Source organism: Marinobacter sp. UBA2688 (assembly GCF_002352785.1).
GTDB classification, from domain to species: Bacteria; Pseudomonadota; Gammaproteobacteria; order Pseudomonadales; family Oleiphilaceae; genus Marinobacter; species Marinobacter salarius.
In genome coordinates this window covers 324,418-350,843 of sequence record NZ_DELU01000026.1, presented here as the reverse complement: position 1 = coordinate 350,843, position 26,426 = coordinate 324,418, and the positions used below count along the sequence as shown (strand labels likewise).

Annotated in this window: 19 protein-coding genes; 9 read left to right on the top strand and 10 right to left on the bottom strand. The window is 58.7% G+C overall.

The features are described from left to right. Positions 1–45: 45 nt before the first annotated feature. From B3M52_RS17040 to B3M52_RS17020, 5 genes are read left to right on the top strand one after another with little or no spacing between them, the layout of a single operon-like run. Positions 46–1,116: a TRAP transporter substrate-binding protein gene (locus B3M52_RS17040; RefSeq protein WP_286749913.1), complete on the top strand. Its 1,071-nt coding sequence runs from the start codon at positions 46–48 to the stop codon at positions 1,114–1,116. Continuing rightward, the gene (potA, locus tag B3M52_RS17035; RefSeq protein WP_286749911.1) at positions 1,113–2,243 is read left to right on the top strand and encodes a spermidine/putrescine ABC transporter ATP-binding protein PotA; all 1,131 of its coding nucleotides are present in this window, start codon (positions 1,113–1,115) and stop codon (positions 2,241–2,243) included. The genes B3M52_RS17040 and potA overlap by 4 nt, the downstream gene beginning before the upstream one ends. Further along, positions 2,236–3,096: a spermidine/putrescine ABC transporter permease PotB gene (gene potB, locus B3M52_RS17030; protein ID WP_286749908.1), complete on the top strand. Its 861-nt coding sequence runs from the start codon at positions 2,236–2,238 to the stop codon at positions 3,094–3,096. The genes potA and potB overlap by 8 nt, the downstream gene beginning before the upstream one ends. Then, positions 3,093–3,863 carry a spermidine/putrescine ABC transporter permease PotC gene (gene potC, locus B3M52_RS17025; protein WP_041333605.1) on the top strand — a complete coding sequence of 257 codons (771 nt, stop codon included), beginning with the start codon at positions 3,093–3,095 and terminating at the stop codon, positions 3,861–3,863. Before potB ends, potC begins: the two co-directional genes overlap by 4 nt. Then, positions 3,860–4,903, top strand: a complete 1,044-nt coding sequence (locus B3M52_RS17020; RefSeq protein WP_075195434.1) for an ABC transporter substrate-binding protein — start codon at positions 3,860–3,862, stop codon at positions 4,901–4,903. Before potC ends, B3M52_RS17020 begins: the two co-directional genes overlap by 4 nt. Positions 4,904–4,933: 30 nt before the next feature. On the opposite strand, the gene B3M52_RS17015 is transcribed toward B3M52_RS17020, so the two are convergent. From B3M52_RS17015 to phnD, 5 genes are read right to left on the bottom strand one after another with little or no spacing between them, the layout of a single operon-like run. After that, positions 4,934–5,890 carry an HAD-IIA family hydrolase gene (locus B3M52_RS17015; protein WP_083637192.1) on the bottom strand — a complete coding sequence of 319 codons (957 nt, stop codon included), beginning with the start codon at positions 5,888–5,890 and terminating at the stop codon, positions 4,934–4,936. Positions 5,891–5,894: 4 nt separating this feature from the next. Next, on the bottom strand, positions 5,895–6,710 hold the full coding sequence (gene phnE, locus B3M52_RS17010) for a phosphonate ABC transporter, permease protein PhnE (protein ID WP_075195433.1): 816 nt from the start codon (positions 6,708–6,710) through the stop codon (positions 5,895–5,897). After that, entirely contained in the window at positions 6,707–7,510 is an 804-nt protein-coding gene (phnE, locus tag B3M52_RS17005; RefSeq protein WP_075195432.1) for a phosphonate ABC transporter, permease protein PhnE, read from the bottom strand. Before phnE (B3M52_RS17005) ends, phnE (B3M52_RS17010) begins: the two co-directional genes overlap by 4 nt. A gap of 2 nt (positions 7,511–7,512) precedes the next feature. Next, positions 7,513–8,331 (bottom strand): phosphonate ABC transporter ATP-binding protein, encoded by an 819-nt coding sequence (phnC, locus tag B3M52_RS17000; RefSeq protein WP_075195431.1) that lies wholly within the window; start codon positions 8,329–8,331, stop codon positions 7,513–7,515. Positions 8,332–8,351: 20 nt separating this feature from the next. Continuing rightward, positions 8,352–9,302, bottom strand: coding sequence for a phosphate/phosphite/phosphonate ABC transporter substrate-binding protein (phnD, locus tag B3M52_RS16995; RefSeq protein WP_075195430.1), 951 nt, complete (start codon positions 9,300–9,302; stop codon positions 8,352–8,354). Between the two features lie 246 nt (positions 9,303–9,548). Here phnD and B3M52_RS16990 point away from each other — a divergent pair, with 246 nt between their 5' ends. Beyond that, positions 9,549–11,786: a sensor domain-containing diguanylate cyclase gene (locus B3M52_RS16990; protein WP_226909965.1), complete on the top strand. Its 2,238-nt coding sequence runs from the start codon at positions 9,549–9,551 to the stop codon at positions 11,784–11,786. Positions 11,787–11,801: 15 nt separating this feature from the next. Here B3M52_RS16990 and B3M52_RS16985 read toward each other — a convergent pair whose 3' ends face one another. The 5 genes from B3M52_RS16985 to dctP form a co-directional block, all read right to left on the bottom strand. Beyond that, positions 11,802–13,214, bottom strand: a complete 1,413-nt coding sequence (locus B3M52_RS16985) for an alanine/glycine:cation symporter family protein (protein ID WP_075195428.1) — start codon at positions 13,212–13,214, stop codon at positions 11,802–11,804. 23 nt (positions 13,215–13,237) lie between these two features. Next, entirely contained in the window at positions 13,238–13,678 is a 441-nt protein-coding gene (locus B3M52_RS16980) for a universal stress protein (protein WP_041333611.1), read from the bottom strand. Between the two features lie 33 nt (positions 13,679–13,711). Then, a complete protein-coding gene (locus B3M52_RS16975) occupies positions 13,712–14,995 on the bottom strand; it encodes a TRAP transporter large permease (protein ID WP_075195427.1) in 1,284 nt (427 codons plus the stop codon). Positions 14,996–15,028: 33 nt separating this feature from the next. Then, entirely contained in the window at positions 15,029–15,622 is a 594-nt protein-coding gene (locus tag B3M52_RS16970; protein WP_036202413.1) for a TRAP transporter small permease, read from the bottom strand. A gap of 109 nt (positions 15,623–15,731) precedes the next feature. Then, positions 15,732–16,760 (bottom strand): TRAP transporter substrate-binding protein DctP, encoded by a 1,029-nt coding sequence (gene dctP / locus B3M52_RS16965; protein ID WP_075195426.1) that lies wholly within the window; start codon positions 16,758–16,760, stop codon positions 15,732–15,734. A 182-nt stretch (positions 16,761–16,942) separates the two neighbouring features. Here dctP and recC point away from each other — a divergent pair, with 182 nt between their 5' ends. From recC to recD, 3 genes are read left to right on the top strand one after another with little or no spacing between them, the layout of a single operon-like run. Continuing rightward, complete coding sequence (gene recC, locus B3M52_RS16960; RefSeq protein ID WP_075195425.1) at positions 16,943–20,542, top strand: exodeoxyribonuclease V subunit gamma; 3,600 nt, start codon at positions 16,943–16,945, stop codon at positions 20,540–20,542. After that, a complete protein-coding gene (gene recB / locus B3M52_RS16955) occupies positions 20,539–24,246 on the top strand; it encodes an exodeoxyribonuclease V subunit beta (RefSeq protein ID WP_083637191.1) in 3,708 nt (1,235 codons plus the stop codon). Before recC ends, recB begins: the two co-directional genes overlap by 4 nt. Continuing rightward, positions 24,243–26,414: an exodeoxyribonuclease V subunit alpha gene (gene recD, locus B3M52_RS16950; protein WP_075195424.1), complete on the top strand. Its 2,172-nt coding sequence runs from the start codon at positions 24,243–24,245 to the stop codon at positions 26,412–26,414. Before recB ends, recD begins: the two co-directional genes overlap by 4 nt. Positions 26,415–26,426 lie beyond the last annotated feature (12 nt).

Genomic DNA, 26,426 nt, shown 5'->3' with positions numbered 1-26,426 from the left:
GGCGATCTGATTCGACCACTACAAAAAACGGAACCTGACCTCGCTATGACTATTCACAAATCTTTTATGACCGTCCTGGCATTGGTGTTCGCGCTGGCAAGCGCGTCGCTATCGGCCCAGGAAACCTATACGCTTCGCCTCGCAGAAACCTGGGGGCCTAACTCTCCAATTCTGGGTGAAACAACGCGCCACATGGCCTCGATGGCCGAGAAAATGTCGGGCGGCCGCCTGCAGTTCCGGATTGACTCATCCAACAAGCATAAGGCGCCATTCGGTATTTTCGATATGGTGAAGGCGGGCCAGTACGATATGGGGCATACGGCCTCGTATTACTACAAAGGCTCGATCCCCAATGCCATGTATTTCACCACCGTTCCCTTCGGGATGATCGCACCTGAGCAATACGCCTGGTTTTACTACGGCGGCGGCATGGAGTTGATGGAAAAAGTATACCGCCCCCATGGCTTGCTGTCGTTCCCCGGCGGCAATACCGGCAACCAGATGGGTGGTTGGTTCCGCGAGGAAATCAAGAGTGTTGAGGACCTCCAGGGTTTGAAAATGCGCACCCCCGGGTTTGCCGGCGAAGTTATGTCAGAAGTGGGTGTTGCGGTGACCAACATTCCGCCTGGGGAACTTTACAGTTCGCTGGAGCGAGGCACGATAGACGCTCTGGAGTGGGTAGGCCCGGCACTGGATTTCCAGATGGGCTTCCATCAGATCGCAAAGTATTACTACTCCGGCTGGCAGGAGCCAGGCGCTGAAGTTCAGTTCCTGATTAACGAGAAAACCTGGAACAAGCTTCCCGAAGAACTCCAGGAAGTACTGCGGGTGGCTATGCGCACCGCCGCCTACGACATGTATATCCAGAGCATGCATGAAAGTGGCGTGGCCTGGGATCGTATGAAGGAAGACTATCCGGACGTCACCCATAAAACCTTCCCGCCAGAGGTCATTGAAGCGCTTCGTGATGCCACAGAGAAGCTGTTGGCCGAAGAGGCGGAGAAGGATGAACTGGCGCGGGAAATCATCACTTCCCAACGGGATTATCTGAAGCAGGTCCGTCAGTGGACCAACATTTCCGATAAGGCCTACCTGAACAGCGTTTCGGGTGAATGAACGAGAGCCTTCTCTCCCTGAAGAACGTCTCCAAGGCGTTCGATGACAAAACCGTGTTGAACTCGCTGGACCTGGACATCCTGGACGGCGAGTTCATCACCCTTCTGGGGCCGTCGGGTTGCGGCAAAACCACCCTGCTGCGCCTGATGGCGGGTTTTGAGCAGCCAGACACCGGGGTAGTTAGCCTGTCTGGCCATGACATTACCCATGCCGCCCCAGAGCATCGCCCTCTGAATACCGTGTTCCAGAACTACGCGTTGTTTCCCCATATGTCGGTGTACGAAAACGTCGCCTATGGCCTGAAGATGGAGAAGCGGCCCAGGGCCGAAATTCGTCAGCGCGTGGACGATGTCCTTGCGATGGTGCAGTTGCAGGATTTTGCCCGCCGCAAGCCGCATCAGCTTTCGGGTGGCCAGCAGCAACGGGTAGCCATTGCCCGTGCCGTGGTCAAACGTCCGCAACTCCTGTTGCTGGATGAGCCTCTGTCTGCGCTTGACTACAAGTTGCGCCGGACCATGCAGGTGGAGTTGAAGCGACTGCAACGGGAGTTGGGCATCACGTTTGTATTCGTGACTCACGATCAGGAAGAAGCCCTGTCGATGTCGGACCGGGTGGTGGTCCTGAAAGACGGCGCGATTCAACAACTGGGCACGCCCCGGGAAATCTATGAGCGGCCCGCAAATCTCTTTACGGCGCGCTTCGTCGGGGAGACCAACCTTTTTCCAGGATACCTGACCTCTGTCGAAAACGATGGCATTACCCTGGATATCCTGGGTCTGAGCCGTACCCTTCAGAGGCCCGGGTTTACGCTGCGCGAGGGTGAGCAGGTGAATGTGCTGCTGCGTCCGGAGGATATTCGTGTGCTGGCGCCTGAAGACGAAAGGGGCCTGGCCGGCAGGATCGTGGAGCGTAACTACAAGGGCAGCACGCTGGACTCGGTGATTCACCTCGAAGACGGTACTGAAGTGCTGGCCAGTGAATTTTTTGATGAAGACGACCCTACCTTTGACTACAAGCTGGGCGAGCCGGTCCGGGTCAGTTGGGTGGACGGCTGGGAATGGTTATTGCCGGTTGAACTGGAGCCGGTCAATAACGATGCAGAAGAAGGGCTGAGTACGAATGCATAGGGTGTTACAGCAGCCCTTCAAAACCGCGGTACTGATTCTGGTCTGGGGCTGGTTGTTGCTTCTTGTGCTCACCCCGAACCTGCTGGTGGTGGGTGCCAGCGTGATGACACGTGACCCCGGCACCTTCCTCTCGCTGCCGCTGAACCTGGACAGTTACCGGCAGTTGTTCGATCCGCTGTACCTGGACGTATTCCTGAATTCCCTCTACATGGCCGGCATGACGACCGTCTTTTGCCTGCTGATTGGGTATCCCTTTGCATGGGCACTGTCCGGCCTGGGCAAACAGCGCCAAACGCTGCTGATTTTCCTGTTGATCGTGCCGTTCTGGACCAACTCCCTGGTACGCACCTACGCCCTGAAACTGCTGCTGGCCACCAACGGCCTGATCAACAATGCACTCTTGGGGTTGGGGCTGATCGACGAGCCGCTGAGAATGCTCTACACCGAACGTGCTGTGGTCATCGGGCTGGTATACCTGCTGCTGCCGTTCATGATCCTGCCGCTGTACTCCGTGTTCGATGACCTGAGGAAAGAACTGTTGATGGCCTCGCACGACCTGGGAGCGGGCAAGCTTTCGACGTTTCTGCACGTGACGATACCGCTGACCTTGCCGGGCGTGCTGGCTGGCGTGATGCTGGTGCTGTTGCCCGCCATGGGCCTGTTTTTCGTGGCGGACATACTGGGTGGTTCCCGCAATTTGCTAGTCGGCAACGTCATCAAGAACCAGTTCCTGGATGCCCGTGACTGGCCTTTTGGAGCCGCCGCCAGCATCCTGTTGACGGTTGCCATGGCTGTCCTGCTGTTTGCGCACCGGCTCAGCCAGCGGCGACTCGGCGATGAGGCCAGGGCATGAATCGCTGGCTGCCGAAAACCTATCTCACCCTGGTGTATGTGTTGCTCTACCTGCCGATCCTGGTGCTGGTGGTGTTTTCGTTTAACAGTTCCCGCACCGGTTACCGCTGGGGCGGGCTCAGTCTGCAATGGTACGAGTCGCTGTTCAATAACCACGCCATGGTCCAGGCCATGTGGAATTCCCTCTGGCTGGCACTGGCGGCGGCCACGGTATCGACCATTATTGGCGCGCTGACAGCGTTGGCTCTTCACCGGTATCGCTTTCGTGGCAAGCGTGTGCTGCGCGGGATGCTGTTTGTGGTGATGATGTCGCCCGAGATTGTATTGGCCATCTCTTTGCTGGCGTTGTTCCTGTTGGTGGGCCTGCAACTGGGGTTTGTCTCTCTTCTGCTGGCCCACGTTACCTTCTGCCTGCCATTTGTGGTGATCACCGTAATGGCACGATTGAGCGGGTTCGATGAAAGCCTGCCCGAAGCGGCGCGGGATTTGGGCGCCAATGATTTCACCATGACCCGCACGGTACTGATTCCGGTAATCATGCCAGCATTGCTGGCTGGATGGCTGTTGGGCTTCACCCTGTCACTGGACGATGTGGTGGTGAGCACCTTTGTGAGTGGTCCCAGCTATGAAATTCTGCCACTTCGCATCTACTCTATGGTGCGTGTGGGCCTTAAGCCGGAAGTGAATGCCCTGGGCACCCTGCTGCTGGTGTTTTCCCTGGCAATGTTGATGCTGTCCCAATGGATACTGACAAGGAGCAAACGATGAAGAAACTGGCGTTGGCGGGCCTGATGGCTGCAACCCTGACCGGATGCAGCTCGCAGGAAGAGCCGCAGGTACTGAACCTCTACAACTGGTCTGAGTACATGCCCCAGGAGGTATTGGACCGCTTTGAGGAGGAAACCGGTATCCAGGTGGTCTACACCACCTATGACAGCAATGAGGCTATGTATGCGCGGCTGAAACTTCTGGATGACAGCGGCCAGTACGATCTTGCGCTGCCCTCCACCTATTACGTCAACAAAATGCGTGAGGAAGGGCTGCTGGAAAAGATCAACCACGAGAAACTGGAAGGCTTCGAAAAGCTCGACCCCGAGCTGACGAACCTGGATATCGACCCTGAAAACCAATACAGCGTTCCCTACCTCTGGGGCACCACAGGGCTGGCCTACGATGCCAATGATGTTGAGGGCGAAGAGGTAACGGCCTGGTCGGATCTGTGGGACGAGAAATACGAAGGCCGCGTGATGCTCACCAACGACATGCGCGAGGTGTTCCACATCGGGCTGAGAGTGCTCGGATACTCTGGCAACAGCACCGATCCCGAAGAGATCGAGGCGGCTTATGACAAGCTGACCGAACTGATGCCTGCGGTGCGTACCTTCAACTCGGATGCACCGCGAATGCCCTATCTTGAAGGCGAGACCGACATCGGCATGATCTGGAATGGTGAAGCCGTGATGGGTGAGGAGGACATGCCGTCCCTTGAATACGTCTATCCGGAAGAGGGCATCATTGTCTGGCTCGACAGCTTTGTGATTCCCAAGAACGCCGAGAATGCAGACGCTGCCCATCAATTCATCAGTTTTGTCATGCGGCCGGAAATCTCCGCGCTGATCAGTGAAGACATCGGCTATGCCACGCCCAACCTTGCGGCCCGCGAATTGTTGAGCGATGAAGTGGCCAACGACCGCACCAGCTACCCGACACCGGAAGACCTGACCAACGCCGAGTTCCAGAAGGACGTGGGTGACGATGCCATGCAGGTCTATACCAAATACTGGGAAATGCTGAAGTCCGGGCAGTAAACCCGCAAACGGCTTGATCCGCCCCGGAAATCAGATCTCCGGGGCGATAAAGTCAGGCGCGATACCAGACTGCGCGATGCAGCGCGGTATATCCATACCCTGCAGGGAGCCCTCGGCCGTAACCAGCAGGGTTTTCATGCCGGCGTTCTGCCCGCCCAGGATGTCCGTATGAAGGGTGTCGCCCACCATGAGTATCTGCCCCGGCGGCACGTCCGCGAAGCGCTCAAGCACAGCCTGGAAAGCAGGTGCATAGGGCTTGCCGTAGAACTGCGGTTGGACACCGCTGGCCTGCCGCGCCCGGTGGGCGAAGAATCCGGGTTCCAGCGTCAGGCAGTCGCCGCGGGGGGCCACCAGATCTGGATTGGCGATTTCCAGTGGCCTCGGCCGTTCTGTCAGTGTGGCCTCCAGTGCCGCCTGCATCTCCTCGTTCCAATCCTCGCTGCTGAGCATGATCAGGCCGTCATAGCTATCCAGTTTTCGTTTCAGTTGCTCCGTGACGGGGGGCCGCACCGGTTGCCAGTCTAGCGGCAGCGTGTCCGGTTCGGAATTCTCCGGGGCAATGACACCCCATAGCCCTTCGCGTCCCCGGTCGGACAGAGACTGCTCCAACAACCAGCGGCTGGAGATCAACTGTTCCGGCGTGATGTCGAACCCCATGCGCCGATACTTCTCCACCAGTTTGGCGTGGCTGGCGGTAGCCGCGTTGGAGAGAATCTGGACGTGTTTGCCCATTCGTTGCAGCTCGCGAAACCGTTGAATGGCTGCGGGGAAGGCCCTGGGTCCGGCATTCAGTACCCCAAAGGCATCGAACACGTATACCTGGAACCGGTCCGCCAGCGGCGCCATATCCTCCAGCGTGACTGGTCCAGGCTGTTCTGAGGTCGGCAGGCCCGCAGGCAGCCAGCGACGGATCTGCTCATACTGGTGGAAAGCCCAGGCTGGAGTGGGTGTTATGCCATTAAACGAGATGGGGTGGGTATCGATCATTGGCCTAGAGTACCGCTTGGCGCACCCTCGCGGAAACCCATTCCGAGGCCACCACCGTGACCAGTATCACCACGAAAATCATGGTGACCTGATTCCACGCCAGGGTGCTCAGGGATGCTTGCAGCTGCAGGCCGAGCCCGCCCGCGCCCACCAGCCCAAGGATGGTGGATTCGCGGATGTTGATGTCCCAGCGAAAAACACTGATGCCCCAGAAGGCGGGCAGGATCTGCGGCACAATCGCATAGTCAATGACCTGCGCTCCGGAGGCTCCGGTGGCGCGCACCGCCTCAACCTGTTTGACGTCGATTTCCTCAATGGCTTCGTACAGAAGCTTTGCGACGAACCCGATGGAGCGCAGTCCGATAGCGACAATACCCGACAATAGACCAGGACCGATTATGGCTACCAGCAACAGCGCCCATATCAGCGAGTTGATGGAGCGGGAGGAGACGATGATGAGCAGTGCCACTGGCCGCACGAAACGACGGCTGGGCGTGGTGTTGCTGGCGGCCAGAAAGGCTACTGGGATGGCGATAATCACACCGATAATCGTGCCCAGGGTTGCGATATTGAGAGTGTCCCACAGTGGCGTCCAGAGTTGGTTCACGTAGCTCCATGCGGGTGGAAACATCCGTTCACCAATATCGGCGGCCTGGTCCGGTGCGTCCGATACGAAAGCCCAAATGGTATTCCGGTTCATCAACTCCCAGCAGAATACCGTCAGGGCCACCAGCCAAAACCATCCGATCCATCGCGCCAGTTGCTGTTTACCGGAATGGAACTGCCAGTCTGCGTGGTGTCGTGCGCTCACGTCTATCACTGGACCCACCTGCGGATATGTGAAGAGGAATACTCAACCGCCAGTACAATGGCGATGATGATAATCAGGATGGCGCCAGCGGAGTCGTATTCGTAACGATCAATGGCGGTGTTGAGGGTGGCGCCTATGCCTCCGGCCCCGACAATGCCGATCACCGCTGACTCTCGGAAGTTGATATCCAGACGGTACAGGGACAAACCCACAAGGCGGGGCATCACCTGGGGCTGCACCGCGTAGTTAACCACTTGCCACCAGCCTGCGCCGGTAGCGCGGATCGCCTCAATCTGGTTGCGATCGCAGGCCTCGATATCTTCGGCCAACAGCTTTGATAGAAAGCCGATGGTGGCAAACGCCAGGGTGAGGAAGCCGGCAAAGGGGCCAAATCCGAACATTGCCACCAGCAGGATGGCGATGATCACCTCCTGGAAGGAACGGGATAGGGTAATAATGGCCCGGCAGGCGAGGTAAACGGGTGCAGGCGCCAGGTTGCGGGCAGCGCCTATGCCGATGGGCACCGAGATCAGGATGCCTGCGACTGTAGAAGTAACCGTCATGGTCAGGCTTTCGATCAGCCCTGCCCGGATATCGGTCCAACGAGACGTGAAATCGGGTACAAGGAAGCCTTCCACAAATCGCCAGCCGCGCTCAAGGCCATCGTACACCCGCATCCAGTTGACCTCGACGCTTTGCAGGGCCAGTGCCAGATAGACAATCGCGCCAAGGTAGAATGCCCGTCGCCAGAGCGGGTTTTTCAGCAGAACGGGCGGGCGTCTCCAGGTAGAGGGCGTGGCGTTGGACAAAACTAGACACCCTCCGCCAGATCAACGGCTGGGGATGCCCTGTCGTTGTCTTCATCTGTTTGGTCCTTGCGTACCTGGGCCCAGTCTTCCTCACCATAGATGCGTGTTAGCACGTCGTCCGTCAGCTCTTCCGGTTTGCCGTCAAACACCACCTCGCCTGCGCGCAGGCCGATGATACGGTCGGAGAACTGCTGGGCCAGCATGACATCGTGGATATTGATGATCGCGGGCAGGTTGCGTTCCCGGCAAACCGTCTGGATCAAGCGCATGATCTGACGGGAGGTTTTGGGGTCCAGGGAGGCGGTGGGTTCATCCACCAGAAGCAGCTCCGGGTTCTGCTCCAGCGCCCGTGCGATTCCCACACGCTGTCGCTGGCCGCCCGACAGGGCATCCGCGCGCTTATTGTAGTGCTCTGCCAGGCCGACTTTTTCCAGCAACGAAAAGGCCAGGGCAATGTCCTCGCGATTGAAACGGCGCAAAAACGACCGCCATCCGGCCACGTAGCCCAGTCTCCCCGACAGGACGTTCTCCATCACGGTCAGTCGTTCCACCAGGGCGTACTCCTGGAAAATCATACCGATACGCCTTCTGGCTTTGCGCAACGCCCGGTCGCGGAGGGTTGTCAGTTCGGTATCGCCCAGGACGACTGAGCCCCGGGACGGTTCAACCAGCCGGTTGATGCAGCGGATCAGTGTGGATTTTCCCGCACCGGACGGGCCGATCAGGCCAACGACCTGCCCTGCCGGCACGGTAAAGCCGATGTCGGTCAAGGCCTGGTCGCCGGTGCGGTAGGTTTTCGAAAGGTGTTTGAGTTCGAGCACAGTAACCTGCCGTGGCCGGATTAACGGCAGTTGTATTCAACGCCGTTGGCATCGTCGATCTTGCGGATCACTTCCCAGTGTTCCTTGAAGGTGATGGGAATGAACTGTGCCTCGCCGGATTTGGAGAACTCTTCTTCCAGTTCGGAGCCTTTCCAGTCGAAGGTAAAGAAGGCTTCCTGGATCTGTTCCTGGAGCTCCGGTTTCAGGTTATGGGCAATGCCGTAGCCGGTGGTCGGGAAGGTTTGTGATTTGTAGACGCTGACGATCTGTTCGTCACTCACGACATCCCGTTGCAACATTCGGTTGAGTACCGAATTGGCAATCGCCGCGGCCTGGTAGTCTTTATTGGCGACGCCAAGAATGGAGTTATCGTGTTTGCCTGAGAACACTGGCTCAAAGTCCTGGTCAGGAACCATGTTGTAGTCGGCCTTGAGAATGGCTGACGGCGCTTTGAAGCCGGAGTTGGAGGTCTGGGAGGTGAACGCCAGCTCTCCCCCGCGAATGTCTTCCACCTTTTCAACACCAGAGCCCGGGTAGGTGATGATTTCCATCTCGTATCCGAAGGAGCCATCGGCGGCAGCCATCATGGTGAATGGACGGAATCCAGCGCAGGCAACGGCCAGGGGGTTGGAACCGGTGTTGAAGCCGGCAATGTGAAGGCGACCCGCACGCATCGCTTCAATCTGGGCGGCGTTGGACTGAACCGGGAAGAACTGCACCTGCTTGCCGGTGATGTCCGACAGGTGGTCCAGGAAACCGGACCACACCTCACGATAGACCGCTGGATCTTCAACCGGTGTATAGGCAAATACGAGGGTGGACGGGTCGGTCTGCTTTTCGGTCTGTTCCGGGATGTCGGCAACAAGGTCGCCATCACGATCCTGGTATCGTGAATCCAGTTTGAAGGCGCTGTGGGCAGCGACGGGCAGGAGTATTGAGGCAATGGTGATAGCAGCAATGGTACGGTTCATGAGGCAGTTCCTTGTGTCCTGTTGATGACGTGAATATGACACTACGGAAACTGTGTGATGGTTTTGTGACAGGTAGAACGGGCAAAAACGCGAAAGCGTTGCTATGGCTTCAGTTAGCACTTGTTTTTATGGCGCGCCTGAGCGAGTTTAACTCCATAGATGTTGTATAATTGCACTACTGTACTATTTGGCGACAGGCAAGCCCACTGTATGCAGATGTTGTACTCCCTAAACGCCGTAAGGCTGATGCTCCTGATCGCTTTGAGCTTTTTGGTGCCTTCGGCGGCGTATGCGGCAGTGGACCTGGACGAGGGATGGGAATATCGGTGGGGCGATTCTCCATTGACCGAGGAGGGGGTGCCGGAGTGGACTCTGGGTCAGGCCCCCTGGCAATGGAACGCTATCAGCTTTCCATCCAACCCGCCTGGTCGCAACGGACAAGAACATGTGTGGTATCGCATCACCCTTCCGGAGGGCGAGTGGCAGGAGCCGGTTCTGTATATCTACAGTGTCGATCTGATTGTCCAGGTCTGGCTCGACGGCGAGAACATCTACCAGTACGGCACGTTTGATGATCAGGGCCGGGGGCGTTTTGAAGGTTGGCCCTGGCACGCGATTCCGCTGCCTGAAGAGTTTGCGGGTACGCCGATCTACTTTCGCATTTTCTCTGATTACACCGACATTGGTCTGTGGGGTGAAGTCTCCATTATGGAGCAGCCGGCCCTGACCCTGTTTATCGTGAAAAACTCCCTCGAAGCCCTGGTCATTTCCGGCTTTTCAGCCCTGATTGCCCTGCTAGCGATGATCTTTGCCCTGTTGCAAACGGAAAAGAAGAGTTTCGGCAGCATTGCCCTGTTCTCTTTGTCGTCCGCTGTTCTGCTTCTGTCCGACAGCCAGGCCAGTCAGTTGATCTGGAACCTGCCGATGATGTGGGACTATCTGGCCGCTGGTTCCTACTACATGCTGCCGGTGGCCATGGCATTGTTGCTGGAGCAGTGGTTCAGTGATCGCCGGCCCTGGTTGATTAATCTGGTCTGGAAGATTCACCTTGTCTACGCGGTGGTGGCGATAGGGCTGGCATTAATGGGTGTGGTTGACCTGTCATCAACGTACCCGCCGTTTGATGCGCTGCTGTTAGCGTCCCTTGCAACCGTCACGGTCGTTGTCGTAAAGCGGTTCAGACAACTGAAGATTGAACAGCAGATCATCCTCGCCGCTTATGGCGTGTTCTGCAGCTTGTTGGTGGTGGATATGGCCGTTGCCCACGGCGTCCTGCCCTGGGGGCGGGTACCGGTCAGTTGGGGAACGCTGGTCTTCTCGCTGGCCGTAGTGATGATTTCCCTCTGGCATTATGCACGAACCCAACAGGCGCTCCATCGGTTGAACCTGTCGCTGGAGCAGCAGGTAACAGAGCGAACCCAGAAGGCGGAATCGTTGGCTCGCCGTGAGCAGGCCAGGGTGAGGCTGCTCACGTTCGAGAATGAAAAAACCCGTGTTCTGAACGACATCAACGGGGAACTGCAGGATTGCATCAGCCTCAACCAGACGTTCCATATCCTGGCGCGACGACTTCCTGACCTGTGCAGTCCTCTGCGGGGAAGGCTATATCAGCGTGTGGAAAACGGCAGCGCCTATGAACTGTTGACTCGCTGGGGGTATGCAGGGGAACCGGAATCACCATTACGCATCGAAACTCCTGAGGGCCCGCCGCCCCATAGCCAGATACCGGCCCGCCATGTTCAGGACCTGGATCAGTCCTGGTCCGGGTGGCAGAAGGACGAGGATGAGTCATTGTGTTTGTGGATCAATCTGCAGTCGGCAACCGAGGGGGCGGTGACAATGGCGCTGTTGTTTGTGGAAGTGCCGGACGAGTTTGCGGCTGACGGCACGGATTACGGCGTGGCCCGCTTGTTCCAGACGTTAAGTCAGGGGGTGCAGAAAATCGGTATCGCGCTCTCAAGCATCAGCTTGCGGGAGGAACTGCAGAAATACTCGTATGAGGATGCGCTCACCGGCCTGAAGAATCGCCGTTATTTTGATCAGCTTCTGGAGCACGAGTCGGCGGTGGCCTTGCGTGGTGACCAGCCGCTGTCACTGCTGATGGTGGATATCGATCATTTCAAACGCTTTAACGACACTCATGGCCACGAAGCCGGCGATTCCGCTCTGAAAGCCGTGGCCGGTGTGTTGGCGCGGCATTTCCGCGACAGCGATGTGGTCTGTCGTTTTGGAGGCGAGGAGTTTGTCATCATCATGGCTGGCTCCACCGCAAAAGCCGCTTACGATAAGGCGCGAGAACTGGCCCATGCCGTCCGTGCCATGCCGGTGGAACATGGTGGCTTTGAGTTGGGCCATGTAACCATATCGGTGGGGGTGTCCAGCTGGCCCGAGTGCAGCGATTCCCCAGACAGCTTGCTGGGACTTGCCGACCGGGCCCTTTACCGCGCCAAGGAGGCGGGCAGGGACCGGGTAGAAATTTCATAGGCGCCGGAACGGGTACTAATGCCAGATGTTGCCGTCGATCTTTTCGTGCAGCTCAGGGTAGTCTTTTGATTTGAAGTGGGGTACCTCGCCCTGTTTGCGCTGGGCAAGATAGTCTTTTGTCAGCTTCACCACCGTACCTGAAAGCATGACAATGGCAATCAGGTTGATGGTTGCCATCAGACCCATGGATGCGTCAGCGGCGTTGAAAACAGTCACCACCGCCTCGTAACTGCCCCATACAACCATCCCCAGGACGGCAGAGCGAAGCAGTGTAATGGCGATGGTACTGTCACCGCCAAGGTGAATCAGGGCATTCTCTGCGTAGGTGTAGTTGGCGACAATGGACGTGAATGCAAAGAACAGGATGGCAATGGCGATGAAATAGGCGCCAGACTCGCCAATGTGGCTTTGCATGGCATCCTGGGTAAGCTGGGTTCCGGTAATGCCGGAGCCCGGTTCCATGACGCCGGAGAGCAAAATCATCACTGCTGTTGCGGTGCAGATAATGATGGTGTCGACAAACACGCCAAACGCCTGCACCAATCCCTGGGATGACGGGTGGTGGGGCGCTGGTGTGGCCGTTGCCGCAATGTTGGGCGCCGAGCCCATGCCGGCCTCGTTGGAGAACAGCCCGCGCTTGATACCATTGAGCATGGCGGCGGTAATGGAACCCGCTGCGCCGCCGGCGGCTTCTTCCAGCCCGAAGGCGCTCTTTACGATGGTCATCAGCACGCCCGGCACTTCAGTGATGTTAATGGCCATAATCACCAGAGCAATAAGCACATAGAGACCCGCCATCAGCGGCACTACCAGTTCTGCGAACCGGACGATGGAGCGCAGGCCACCAAAGATGACAATGCCCGCGAGAACAGCGATCACAATGCCAACCCAAATCTTGGGCACTCCAAAGGCACCCTGCATGGCATCGGCAATGGAATTTGCCTGAACAGCGTTGAAGACCAGTCCGAAGGACAGGATCAGGCAGACGGCAAAAATACTGCCCGCCCACGGCGCCTTCAGGCCCTTGGTTATGTAGACCGCAGGCCCACCCCGATACTGGCCTTTGCCATCACGTACCTTGTAGAGCTGTGCCAGCGTGCTCTCCGCGTAGCCGGTTGCCATGCCGACCAGGGCGACCATCCACATCCAGAAGATGGCGCCAGCACCGCCAAGATACAGGGCCACCGCGACACCGGCGAGGTTGCCGGTGCCCACGCGAGAGGCAAGGCTGGTGCATAGGGCCTGGAACGGCGATATACCGTGGACATCGCTGTCACGGGAGCCACGAATGGCGCGGATCATTTCCCCAAAATTGAGGAATTGCAGAAAACCCAGACGGATGGTGAAAAAGACACCAACGCCCAGCAGGCCGTAGACCAGAACGTAGCCCCACAGAATGGAGTTCAGCGAATCTACGATAGTGGTCATAGTTCTTCCTTAAACAGTTGTCGTTAAACTACCAGCACTGGACATTTCGCCTTGGAAGCGACGCGGTGGGACACGCTGCCAAGCAGCATACCCTCTTTATCGCTGTGAGTGCCCCGGGTACCGACCACAATCAGGTCTACTTCCTTGTCCTTGGCAAACTTGACGATCACGCTGGAAGGACGGCCGGCTTTAACAAAGCCCCGAACCTTTACCGCCCCCTTTTCCTTGGCCTTTTCCTTGGCATGGTTGACGATCTCCTTGGCGTATTCCGATAGCACCTTGTCAGGGATATCCATGCTATCCGGCCGGCCAATCGACAGAGATGCCTCAAACAGGCTGTGATGCTTGTAAACACAGATCAGATAGATCTCGGTGTCCATGAGTTTTTGTAGCTCAATGGCCTTGTCCATGGCCTTGAAGGATGACTTGGAACCGTCAACGGCCACCAGAATTTTCTTGAACATTTCACTCTCCCTGAAGTCCGGTCTCTATATCCCTCAGCGGAACGCAACGTCACGAAGGAACAGCGCAATTTGCGGGAAGGCGATGATCAGCCCGGCCGCTGCCACCAGCATAAAGACGAACGGTGGCGTACCACGGATTACTTCCCAGTATGGGCGCTTGAATATGGCGATGGCGGTGAATATGTCACAACCAAAGGGTGGCGTTGCAGAGCCTATGGCGACCTGCAGTGTAATCAGAACCCCGACGAGCACTGGGTCCAGACCGGTGGCTTCGATCGCCGGTGCAAAGATCGGCGTCAGCACCAGTATCACCACGATCGGGTCAACAAACATGCAGGCAACAAAGAAGGCGATACAGATCGCAATCAGGACACCTACCGGGCCGGCTTCATTGACGCCAACTGCTTCCAGTATTGTTTGTGGAATCTGTGCAAACGAGATAATCCAGGAAAAGCCGTTGCCCACGGCAACCAGTATGAAAACCACAGCGGTAATCAGGCCGGTGGACTTGGCAATCCGATAGATATCCGGCAATTTCAGCGAGCGGAACACCACGAATTCGAGTAAGAAGGCGTACAGCACGCACACAGCGGCGGCCTCCGTAGGGCTGAAAATACCGCCGTAGATACCACCAACAATGATGACCGGGAAGAAAAGAGGCCATAGTGCTTCGCGGACGGCGACCCCCCGTTCTCTCCAGCCGGCCCTTTCCTCGGTGGGGACCTTGTTAATGTATGCATAGATCAGGCAGTAGATTGAAAACATCATCAGAATCATGACGCCCGGGCCGATGCCTGCAATGAACAGTTCGGCAATGGAGGTTCCGGAAATAACCCCGTAGATAATGAAGCCGATACTGGGGGGGATCAAAAAGGCAATGTCACTGGAATTGATGATCAGCGCCAGGGAGAACGAGTCGGAATAGCCCGCTTTAAGCAGTTTGGGACGCAAGGGAGAACCAACAGCCACAACCGTCGCCTGGGTGGAGCCGGATACCGCACCAAAGAGGGTACACGAGGTGGCTGTACTGATCGCCAGCCCGCCTTTGATGTGCCCGATAAAGGCCATCACCATATGGATAAGGCGGTCGGCGGACTGCCCGCGAGTCATGATATCAGCCGCCAGAATGAACATGGGCACAGCAATCAAAGAGGCTGGACGGATACCTCCCATCATTTGCTGGACGAACGTGCCCATCTGGCCGAAGCCATCAAACATCATTACAAAACCGACCACCGCACCGGTAATCAGCGGAACCATCATCGGGAAGCCCAGGAGCAGCAGCCCGATCATGATTACCATCATTATAGTCGCCATGAGTTTCTATCCTTTGTTAAAGCAGCTGCAGGTTCAGACTTCCGACTCACTATCAGAGTAGCCGTCGATCACACCAGTGGAGAGATAAACATCCTTGCTGGTGAGATTCTTGATCGCTGTGAGGAAATACTGAATGCCGGTAATCGCAAAGCCCACTGGCGCCCAAACGTAAATCCACCAGATCTCAAAGCCCAACGCAGGGAGAATTCGCCCACGGCTGTAAAGGGTCTCGACGTATCCATAGGAGTGGTAGCAGAGGAAGAACATTACCAAAGAGGTAAACAGGGCGATGAAAATCATCAGTACTTTGCGCCCTTTTGGCGGGATCGCATCATAAACCGCAGACATGCGGATATGGCGGCCATGGCGGGCCGCGTAGCCGATGCCGGCAAACGTAATCAGGATAATAAGAATCCGGTTAATCTCGCCGGAGAAAAACAGGCCTTCTCCAAAGACAAAGCGTGCAATAACGTTGATGCATGTGTTGACGGCCATAAGGATGACGCCAACCGCGAGCATCACGGCCTCAGTTTTAGCAATAACTTCATCAATGGTTCCCAGAAACCCGGGCAGGCCGGACTCGTAGGTGCCGGTATCGTCTTCTAGATCCGGGGAGTTCTCGGACATGGGGGGTTGCTCCAGAACATATCGCTCCCAGCCGGCAGGAGGTCCCCGGCGGGGCGGGGTTAAAACAGATTCCCGCCGGGCAGGGCCGGCGGGAATGGTTCCTTCAGGATCAGTTGCTCTGAACTTCCTTGAGGTCTTCCTTGAACTGGTTCAGCAGTTCTTTACCGCTTTCGCCAGTCATCTCGATGAACTTCTCTTCAACCTGCGGCGCGCGGGCCTTGAAGGCTTCGATCTGTTCGTCGTTCAGGCGAGTGACGGTGACTTCGTCGCTGGCTTTCTGGATCTTCTCAAGGGCTTCTTCAGCGAGACCATCGATGTGAACGATGATTTTCTCGAACGCGTAATCCGCAGCGTCCTCAACAAGCTTCTTGTCTTCGTCGGACAGGCCGTCGTAGAAGTTCTTGTTGGCCATCATGGCAGTGGTGAACCAGCCGTGACTGGTGAAGACCAGGTTCGGGGAAACTTCATAAAGACCGCCGGATTCGATCCAGAAAATCGGGTTCTCCTGACCCTGGATCATGTTGGTCTGCAGGGCACCGTAAACTTCACCCCAGGGCAGCGGCGTGGGGGTTGCACCAAACGCTGAATAGGTTTCCGACAGCAGCGGGTTGGTCATGACACGGATCTTCTTGTTGTTGAAGTCTTCCGGTTTGCTGACGGGCTCGTCCACCGTTACAACCATTTCGCCTTCCGGGTACATCTGCAGAAGCTCCAGACCATTCTGGGCATACAGCTCCGGGAAGTCCTCGTTGATCGCCTCACTTTCACGGAAGAACTTGATCACCGTGTCCATGTCGGTCGGCATCAGGTAAGGAATGAAGAAAATTTGCGCTTCCGGAATCAGCGAGCCGGTGAAGCCGGGAGACTGGTTGACGAAGTTAAGGATGCCAGCCTGGGTCTGCTCCATGATGTCGTCGGATTCGCCGAGCTCACCAAAACGATAAATCTGCAAGGTGTGGTCGGAGTTGTCTTCGATGTATTCCTTGAAGTCGTAAGCGAATACGTCCTGGACATCACCTTCATATTCTTCGTGCGCATAGCGCCAGTTGGCAGCATTCACCGAATTCGCCGCTGTCATTGCGGCAAAGGCAAACGCAGAAAATCCGGCCAGTTTCTTGAACTTGCTCATGGTGCTCATCGCGTTGTCTCCGCTTATTTTTTTGCTGAAATGATCTGTTACATTTATTTAGACTGGCAAAACAATCCCGATTTCGCAAGAAATTGGCGAATTTACCTGGGGCCGAAAGCGACGCGTTCCGGTCGCCCATGCAAGTTGTGGTAGGCTTTTGTTTCTTACCGGAAACAACACACAGGGCAGGTATGCCAGTAACGCCATCCATCGAGCCCGGCTTTCACGCCATCCACGCGAATCATCTGGAAGACCTGCGCCGGGCTGTGGTCTGGATCAGCCGGCAAAGCCCCCTGCCACCGCTGGAAAGTGAAACCTTTCTTGTGCAGAGCAATGGTATTGCCCAATGGCTCAAGCTGGCACTGGCTGAAGACCCGTCCGAGGAGGGTGCTGATGTCGGGGTCGGCGGCCTGGGGATTGCGGCCGGCATGGATTTTCTGTTTCCCGCCCGCTTTATCTGGCAGGCCTACCGTGCGGTACTGACCTCGGAGGGCGTACCGGAACAGTCCCCGTTTGATAAGTCCCGACTGGTCTGGCGCCTGTTCCGACTACTGCCGGAGTTGATCGCGGACGACGACGTGTTTGCGCCGTTGCGACGATTCATGGCCGGAACGGATACTGAAACCCGACGCTACCAGCTCGCCGGCAAGATTGCGGACCTGTTCGACCAGTATCAGGTTTTCCGCGCCGATTGGCTGGCGGATTGGGAAGCCGGCCATGACCGGCTGCGGATGGCGCGCGGCGAATACCGTGAGCTGGGCGATGAGCTGCGCTGGCAGGCGGTACTGTGGCGCAGGCTGGTGGCCGATGTGGGCGAACTCGCGGGTACCAGCCGTTCACGCATTCACACCCGGTTCATGGCGCAAGGGCAGGCACTGACAGCCGCAGACCGGCCTCCAAACCTGCCCCGTCGTATTGTGGTCTTCGGTGTGTCATCCCTGCCGAAGCAGGCGCTGGAAGCCCTGTCCGTTCTCAGCCGGGTCAGCCAGGTGGTGCTCTGTGTCCATAATCCCAGCGAATTTTACTGGGCCGACATCATCAGCGACCGTGACCTGCTGACGGCGGACCGCAAGCGCGGCAAGACCCACCCGGAACTGGCGGCACTGACCGACCCTGATGCCCTCCACCAGCACGCTAACCCCCTGCTGGCGGCCTGGGGCAAACAGGGGCGGGACTACATTCGCCTGCTGGACGAATTCGACAACCCCGAGGCGTACCAGGGCCGCGTGGCAACTCCGGAGGGCCGGATCGATATTTTCACGCCCCACGGAGATCCGGATAAGCCTGCGCTGTTGCACCAGATCCAGAACGACATTCGTTCGCTCACTTCCCAGGCAGAGATGCTGGGGCAGGCACGGACCCTCGATCCGTTCCAGGACAATTCCGTGGTGTTTCACAATGCCCACAGCCCGCAACGGGAAGTGGAGATTCTTCACGACCAGTTGCTGGCGGCATTCAACAGCAACCCGCAGCTTCGGCCCCGCGACGTGATTGTCATGGTGCCAGACGTTGATACCTACGCACCTCACATCCAGGCGGTGTTTGGCCGTTACCCGTCGTCGTCCCGGCGCTACATCCCGTTCACCATTTCCGACCAGGGCCAGCGGCATCGTCAGCCGGTGCTGATTGCACTGGACACGTTGATGGCGCTGCCCGAAAGCCGTTTTGGCGTCAGCGAGATCATCAGCCTGCTGGAAGTGCCGGCCGTACGCAGCCGGTTCGGTATCGCCGAGGGCGATCTTCCATTGGTACGCCAATGGGTGGACGGCGCCAACATTCGCTGGGGTCTGCACAGCGAACATCGCAGCAGTCTCGACTTGCCTGAGGGGCTGGAACGCAACACCTGGCAGGCGGGGCTGCGGCGGATGCTGTTGGGCTATGGCGCTGGCCGTGATGATCCCTGGCAGGGCATCGAACCGTTCGAGGAAATCGGCGGCCTGCAGGCAGGTGTGGCGGGCAATCTCTACCGCTTTGTGGATCGGCTGGAAGAGCTCTGGCACGAGCTCAGGTGCACTGCGACGCCTGCCGGCTGGCTCGATCGGCTGCAGTCCATCCTCGAACGCTTCTTCGCTGAACTGTCTGACGACGATCTACTGCTGGTGAACCGGCTACGCCGACAGGCAGAGCAGTGGCTCCAGGATTGCAACAGTGCGGGCATGGAAGACGTGGAACTGCCCCTGAGCATCGTGCGGGAAATTCTGCTGGAAGGGTTGGAAGAAGGCGGCCTCAATCAGCGCTTCCTGGCCGGCAAGGTCAATTTTGCAACCCTGATGCCCATGCGCGCCATCCCCTTTCGGCGGGTGTGCCTGTTGGGCATGAACGACGGTGACTACCCGCGCTCGCGACCGCCGGTGGATTTTGACCTGATGGCCGTGGATTACCGGCCGGGCGACCGTTCCCGCCGGGAGGACGACCGCTACCTGTTTCTGGAGGCATTGCTCTCCGCGCGGGAGCAGCTTTACATCAGCTGGGTAGGGCGCAGCATCCGTGATGATTCGGAACGGCCGCCCTCGGTACTGGTCAGCCAGCTCTGTGACCATCTTGATGCGGTGTGGCAGGTGGAGAAGTCGGACCGAAAAGCCTCTCCGGCCCTGACGATCAAACACCCGCTGCAGCCGTTCAGCCGTGAGTATTTTCCCGCCGGAAATCGCGGAGCCGGGCACAATGGCTCGCCGGACGTGAACGCGGTGCTGGCAACGCGGCGCCTGTTCACCTATGACAGTGAATGGCTCAGTGCGCACCAGCAACGGGAAACCGATGTGGTGGGAGCCGAACTGCCTTTCCTGCCAGCGGCGGAGCCACTGACGATTGCCGATATTGGCGCTTTCCTCAAACGACCAGTGGACACCTTTTACCAGCGCCGGCTGCAGGTCCGGTTTACCGATGTGGAGAGCCTGGACACCGACAACGAGGCGTTCGCCATGGACGGCTTGCACCACTGGCGTCTGGAGGACGAACTGATCCGTCATGCGGTAATGAAATCGGGCACCGAGGACGAACTGCATCAGCGGCTGGAGGCTGCCCTGGCGAGCATGGCCCGGCGAGGCGAGTTGGGCATGGGAGTGACCGAAACCGCCCTGACCCGGCAGTTGGAAAGCCGCATGCCAGACCTGTACCGGCGTTATCAGGAGGCCGTGGCGCTCTGGCCTGAGCCGGTGGAGGATATCTCAGGCTTTGAGTGCCGCCATGAGCATGGCGACGCGACGGTCACCGTTAACGACAGGCTGGGCAACCTGCGTACCCGCCCGGGCGGTGACTTCTGCCGGGTGGTGATTGCCAGTAGCAACCTGCTGGAAGGGTCCGGAAGCGCTCGCCAGCTAAAGTTCCCGGCCCTCTTGGAACACTGGGTGGCACACCTGGCAGGTAATATTCGCTACAACGCTTTCCACACCCTGGTGATCGCCAAAGAGGAAAAGCGTGTCGTCAACCTGTTGCCTCTGGACACCGACCAGGCCAGGGAATACCTGGCCGGCATCCTGGGCTACTGGATTCAGGGCCAGACGCGGCCGCTGCCGATAGAGTCGGGTGCGGCCTTCGGCTATTTGCGGGGCCTTTTTCCCGCCAGGGGCGAGGGCAGTGAAGACAAAGCACTGCTGAAGGCGACGGACGCCTACGGCAAGGCTCTGGAGCGCGACAGTGGTTACCTGCGCCGGGCCTATCCGGAGGTAGAACAACTGCTGGCGGATGACGAATTTCCGCTGTTGGTGTCGGCACTGTATGAGCCACTCTGGCACGCCGAACAGGCCGGTCGGGCCAAGCCTGGCGGTGCGGGACGGGGGTCGACAAAATGATGGAAGAGATCCGCAAGCTCGACCCCCTCACACTGTCGTTGCGTGGCAGCCAGCTGATAGAGGCCAGTGCCGGCACCGGCAAGACCTTTACCCTGGCGTTGCTGTACGTGCGCCTGGTACTGGGCCATCGCACCGTGGAGGAGCCACTCGGTGAGGGCATCATGCCGCCCAACCTGTTGGTGGTGACCTTTACCGAGGCCGCCACCAAGGAACTCCGGGACCGGATTCGCGCCCGCCTGACCGAAGCAGCGGCGTTATTCGCGGCTGAACCGGACACCGTCGACACCGCGGCGATGTCAAAAGACCCACTGGTGAATCTGCGCAATGCCTGCCCAGCGGCCGACTGGCCAGCCTGCCGCCGCAAACTGCTGTTGGCCGCGGAATGGATGGACGAGGCTGCCGTGTCCACCATCCACGGCTGGTGCAATCGCATGCTCAGCGAGCATGCCTTCGACAGCGGCAGCCTGTTCCGTCAGACCCTGGAGACCAGTCAGACGGACCTGCTGGATGACGTTGTGAGGGATTACTGGCGTACCTTTATCTACCCCATGCCACCGGAGTTGATGGGGGAGGTGCTGGACACCTGGAAAACCCCGGAAAGCCTGCGCCAGTCAGTGCGCAACCTGTTGCCACACGTTGATGCCCTGCCAGTGCCGGAACGTGACCCACTGGCCGCTGCGGAGGAAGCGAAACGCCTGCGGGAGGTGGAACTGCAGGCTCTGAAAGCCCCCTGGCCGGCCTGGTGCGACGAACTGGAAGAGCTGTTGGCGGAAACCACGAAGCGAAAGCCGAAACCGCTGCATGGCACCACCAAAAACTCCCTTCAAAAAGCCGTGGAACACCTTCGAGAATGGGCCACAACCGATGCGGCTGAACCGCATGAGTTCTTGTCGAGCAAGCGCACCAAGGGTTTCGATACCCTGGAGGCGGACGCGTTTGCCGAAAAATGGACCGGCGAGGATGAGCCTCCGCATCATCCTGCCATGGACGCCATCACCGAACTCAAACCGGCATTGAAAACCATGCCGGTGGCGAAAGCGAACATTCTCAATCATGCCGCCTGCTGGATCGCCCGTCGCCTGGACAGCGAAAAACAGCGCCTGGCCAGTATGGGCTTTGACGACCTGCTCACACGACTGGATGCCGCGTTGGGCGGCCCCCAGGGCGAACGCCTGGCAGGCACTATTCGTCGGCAGTTTCCGGTGGCGATGATCGATGAATTCCAGGATACCGACCCGGTGCAGTACCGGATTTTTGACCGTATATACCGGGTGGCCAGCAACGACCAAGACACCAGCCTGTTGATGATTGGCGACCCCAAACAAGCGATTTACGGTTTCCGTGGCGCTGATATCTACACCTATCTGGATGCCCGTCGGGCGGTCAGCAGCCGAACCTACACGCTGGGGACCAACTACCGCTCAGCTGTCGCCATGGTAAACGGCGTCAACCGGGTATTCGCCCAGGCCGACCAGTCCCTGCCCGAAGGGGCCTTCCTGTTTCGAGCCGGGGACGACAACCCGTTGCCCTTCAGCCCCGTGGAGGCCAAAGGTACCAGCCAGCAATGGCTTGTTAACGGGCAGCCGCGACCACCACTGACGTTCTGGACCCTGACCGATGAGCGCCCTATCGCCAAGGAAACCGGCAGGGAGGCCATGGCCGAGGCCTGTGCGGCGGAGATTGCCCGCCTGTTGAATCTGGGGCAGAGCGGCGAGGCGGGCTTTGGGGCCGAGGGCACGCCGTTTGAGCCCGTGCGACCGGAGCACGTTGCTGTGCTGGTCAACAAACGTGACGAGGCGAATGCCGTCCGGCGATCATTGGGCGCCCGGGGCGTTCGCAGTGTGTACCTCTCAGACCGTAATTCCGTGCTGCAGTCGGTCCAGTCAGTGGAGATGTTGCAGTGGCTGCAGGCCTGCGCCGAACCGGGCCAGCTTCCGCTGATTCGCGCGGCACTCGCCACGCCCACCATGGGCCTGGCTTATCAGGAGCTGGACCGTCTGTACAGTGACGAGAATGCGCTGGACCGCGAGATCAACCGCTTTCAGGGCTACCGTGAACTCTGGCAGCAACAGGGCGTACTGCCGATGCTGCGGCGCCTGCTGATGGACTATGACGTGCCGGCGAAGCTGCTGTCCGGGCCTGACGGCGAACGCGGCCTGACCGACATTCTGCATATTGCCGAACTGCTTCAGCAGGACAGCCAGCAGCTGGACGGCGAACATGCGCTCATTCACCACTACACCGAGATGTTGCAGGATTCCGACGATGAGGACGAACACCGCACCATGCGCCTGGAAAGTGATGCCGGGCTGGTCAAGGTGGTTACTGTCCACAAGTCCAAAGGCCTGGAGTACCCGTTGGTGTTCCTGCCGTTTGCCACCGAATTCCGCGAGGAAAAGCCGAACCAGGCGTTTATCAAGTACCACGATGACGAAGGCCGACTGCAGATTTCCCTTGAGCCGGATGAAGACACCCTGGCCAGGGCCGACCGCGAACGACTGGGTGAGGATATTCGCAAACTCTACGTTGCCCTGACCCGATCCCGTCACGCCACCTGGGTTGGCGCCAGCGGCATCAAAGGCTGGCGGCAGAGTGGTCTGGGGCACCTGATTGGCCGCAATGCCAGCGATGAAGACACGGACCTGATGCCCTTCCTGCAGTCCGTGGCCACCGGCGAGCCCGCAATCGATGTGGCGCCCATGCCTGAACCAGGAGACGACGTTTACGCGGGCGACGAGGAGCCGGAGCTTGGCAACGCCCTGGAGCCAGTGCGGGAAGCCCGGGAAAACTGGTGGATCGCAAGCTATTCCGCGATCACCTATGGCGCTCGCGGTGGCTACGGGAACGACTTCGCACCGGCCAGTGAGGATGCGGAGCAGGAGAACCTGCGTGACGAGGACGAGCCCGTTGTGGCCGATACCCTGGCCGCAATGATTCCCGACTGGCAAGGGCCGCAACCGGTCAACCAGCATGCTTTCCCGAAAGGCTCCGGCCCCGGCACCTTCCTGCATGATATTCTGGAGTGGTGCGCTGGAGAGGGGTTCCATAAGGTGGCTGATGCGCCGGAGGATCTCCACGAGCTGCTGGAGCGACGCTGCCAGTTACGCAACTGGAGTGATTGGACTGACACCCTGAAAACCTGGATCTACACCCTGATCACCATGGACATCCCGCTTCCGGGCAGCAGCAGGACATGCTCCCTGGCGGGCCTTGAAACCTTTCGGCCGGAACTAGAGTTCTGGTTTGAAAGCCATGAGGTGAACACCCTCGCCATGGACAGACTGGTCCGCCGGCATACGCTGGGTGGTGATCCGCGTCCCGAGGCTCAGCAAGCCACCTTCAATGGCATGCTGAAAGGGTTTATCGACCTGGTGTTTGAACACGAAGGCCGCTACTACGTGCTGGACTACAAGTCGAACTTCCTGGGGGAGGACGATCAGGCCTATATCCCTGACGTGATGAAAGACAAAATCCTTGAGAAACGGTATGACTTGCAGTACGTCATCTACCTGCTGGCGTTGCACCGCCTGTTGAAAGCGCGCCTGCCGGACTACGATTACGACAGCCACATGGGAGGTGCCGTCTACCTGTTCCTGCGTGGCTGCGATGCACCGGGCGCCGGCGCTTTTACCGAACGACCGGACAGGGCCCTGATTGAGGAACTGGACCGGCTGTTCAGCGGCCAGGGGGAGAAAGCAGCATGACCGGAGAAAGCGGAACCATTGCGGACCTGTTCGACGCCGTTGAGCCCGAACCGGCACCACGGTTGCCCCAAACCGCTGCCGACGCTCTGGCCCTGCTGGATGAGTGGGTGGAGCGCGACTGGATTCGTGCCCTCGATCATGCCTTCGCGACGTTTGTTTGCACGATGGTCCGTGAACAGGGAGAGCAGCCGGTGGCCATGCTTGCGCTGCTGTCAGCGATGGTGTCACACCAGGTGGGGCGGGGGCACGTTTGCCTGGATGTGCGTCATCTCTGTCGTGCCACGGAACCAACGCTGGTGCTGCCGCCGGAAGGCGTCGGTTCTCTACCTGAAAACAGCCCTAGGCCGTCGGATCTGTTTGCCAGTGTCGACGCTGACCAACTGATTGGGATGCTGGGGCAAAGCTGCGCTGTCAGCAACGGCGAGCAGGCAGCACCGCTGGTATTGGATGGCTCGCGGCTGTACCTGCGTCGATTCTGGCGCTATGAGCAGGCTATTGCCGCCGGTATTCGGACACGTCTCGACAACCGTGTGGCGTTGACGGATACCGCGCCGTTGAAAACGGCACTGGATACCCTGTTCGGCACGGAAAACGATTCCGATGGCCCGCCGGATTATCAAAAAGTGGCCTGTGCCCTGGCAGCACGGAACCGCTTCAGTGTCATTACCGGCGGTCCCGGCACCGGTAAAACCACCACGGTAGTCAACCTGCTGGCGGCTTTGCAGTCGATGGCTTGTGAATCGGCTGAGACCGCCGGTGCCAACCCTTACCTGCGCATCCGCCTCTCGGCGCCAACCGGAAAAGCGGCCGCAAGGCTCAGTGAGTCCATCGGGGGTGCCGTTGACCGTCTGCCGCTGGAAAGCCTGCCGGGTGCACCGGATAAATCCGCCATTCCAACCCAGGTCACTACATTACACCGGATGTTGGGCAGTCGCCCGGGTTCACGGAGTTTTCGTCACAACGAGGACAATCCGTTGCCATTGGATATCCTGGTGATTGATGAAGCGTCCATGGTGGATGTGGACCTGATGGCGTCGGTCTTTGCCGCCCTGCCCGACAAGGCCAGGCTGATTATGCTGGGGGACAAGGATCAACTGGCGTCGGTGGACGCTGGTGCGGTATTGGGGGAGCTCTGCCAGCGCGCCGAAGGCGCACACTACCTGCCGCAAACGGCGCAATGGCTGCAAGCGGTGACCGGATGTCAATTGCCATCAGAGCTGCTGGACTCCGAAGGCCTGGCCCTGGACCAGGCGGTTGCCATGCTGCGAAAGAGCTATCGGTTTGACGAGCATAGCGGTATCGGCGTGCTGGCGTCGGCCACCAATGCGGGCCAGCTCAGCAGGGAATTGATCGGCCAATGCCGCAACCAGGGCTTTGAGGATGTGGCCTGGCTGACTGGTGAGAACGACATGGGGTGGTTGGCAAATCACGCCCTGACCGGCAGCCCGGAACGCTTTCACAGCCAGGGCATGCAGCGCGTGGTTGGCACTGCGCCGGTTGATCCTCCGGTTGGCTACGGCCACTATCTAAAGCTGATTCGTGACCGCAAACCTGTCATCGACGTCGAGGCGGATGGGCGTGAATCATGGGACGCCTGGGCAACCGAGGTGCTTGCGGCGTTCAATCGCTTCAAGGTGCTTTGCGCGTTGCGTCAGGGGCCGTTTGGAGTGGAAGGACTGAACCATGACATTGCCGGGCGTTTACATAGTGCCGGGTTGATCGAGCGCACCGACGGTTGGTACGCCGGTCGTCCGGTACTGATCACCGGAAACGACTATAATCTGGGGCTGATGAATGGCGATATCGGTATCACCCTGAGCGTGCCCTGGGATCGTAACGACGCGGGTGAGCCGGTTGAGACCCTGAGGGTCGCCTTTCCGTCCAGTGACGGTAGCGGAGGTGTCCGATGGATATCGCCCAGCCGTTTGCAATCGATGGAAACGGTCTACGCCATGACCGTGCACAAGTCCCAGGGCTCGGAATTCACCCACGCCTGCCTGGTGATTCCGGACCGCCTGACCCCGGTGTTGACCCGGGAGCTGGTATACACCGGCATCACCCGGGCACGCCACTGGCTCAGCCTGGCGGTATGCCAGGACGGTGTGCTGAAAGAGGCAGTGGGGCGTAGCGTGATCAGGGCGTCAGGGCTGGCTGGGTTGTTGGCTTGAAGCGTCTATTGT

Excerpts from the sequence above, each read along its gene's own strand:
- B3M52_RS16970 (WP_036202413.1), bottom strand. The coding sequence starts at position 15,622 with ATGTCCGAGAACTCCCCGGATCTAGAAGACGATACCGGCACCTACGAG.
- dctP (WP_075195426.1), bottom strand. The coding sequence starts at position 16,760 with ATGAGCACCATGAGCAAGTTCAAGAAACTGGCCGGATTTTCTGCGTTT.
- recB (WP_083637191.1), top strand. The coding sequence starts at position 20,539 with ATGATGGAAGAGATCCGCAAGCTCGACCCCCTCACACTGTCGTTGCGT.
- potB (WP_286749908.1), top strand. The coding sequence starts at position 2,236 with ATGCATAGGGTGTTACAGCAGCCCTTCAAAACCGCGGTACTGATTCTG.
- B3M52_RS16990 (WP_226909965.1), top strand. The coding sequence starts at position 9,549 with ATGCTCCTGATCGCTTTGAGCTTTTTGGTGCCTTCGGCGGCGTATGCG.
- recC (WP_075195425.1), top strand. The coding sequence starts at position 16,943 with ATGCCAGTAACGCCATCCATCGAGCCCGGCTTTCACGCCATCCACGCG.
- potC (WP_041333605.1), top strand. The coding sequence starts at position 3,093 with ATGAATCGCTGGCTGCCGAAAACCTATCTCACCCTGGTGTATGTGTTG.
- phnD (WP_075195430.1), bottom strand. The coding sequence starts at position 9,302 with ATGAACCGTACCATTGCTGCTATCACCATTGCCTCAATACTCCTGCCC.
- B3M52_RS16985 (WP_075195428.1), bottom strand. The coding sequence starts at position 13,214 with ATGACCACTATCGTAGATTCGCTGAACTCCATTCTGTGGGGCTACGTT.
- B3M52_RS17015 (WP_083637192.1), bottom strand. The coding sequence starts at position 5,890 with ATGATCGATACCCACCCCATCTCGTTTAATGGCATAACACCCACTCCA.
- B3M52_RS16975 (WP_075195427.1), bottom strand. The coding sequence starts at position 14,995 with ATGGCGACTATAATGATGGTAATCATGATCGGGCTGCTGCTCCTGGGC.
- B3M52_RS17040 (WP_286749913.1), top strand. The coding sequence starts at position 46 with ATGACTATTCACAAATCTTTTATGACCGTCCTGGCATTGGTGTTCGCG.
- recD (WP_075195424.1), top strand. The coding sequence starts at position 24,243 with ATGACCGGAGAAAGCGGAACCATTGCGGACCTGTTCGACGCCGTTGAG.
- B3M52_RS16980 (WP_041333611.1), bottom strand. The coding sequence starts at position 13,678 with ATGTTCAAGAAAATTCTGGTGGCCGTTGACGGTTCCAAGTCATCCTTC.
- potA (WP_286749911.1), top strand. The coding sequence starts at position 1,113 with ATGAACGAGAGCCTTCTCTCCCTGAAGAACGTCTCCAAGGCGTTCGAT.
- B3M52_RS17020 (WP_075195434.1), top strand. The coding sequence starts at position 3,860 with ATGAAGAAACTGGCGTTGGCGGGCCTGATGGCTGCAACCCTGACCGGA.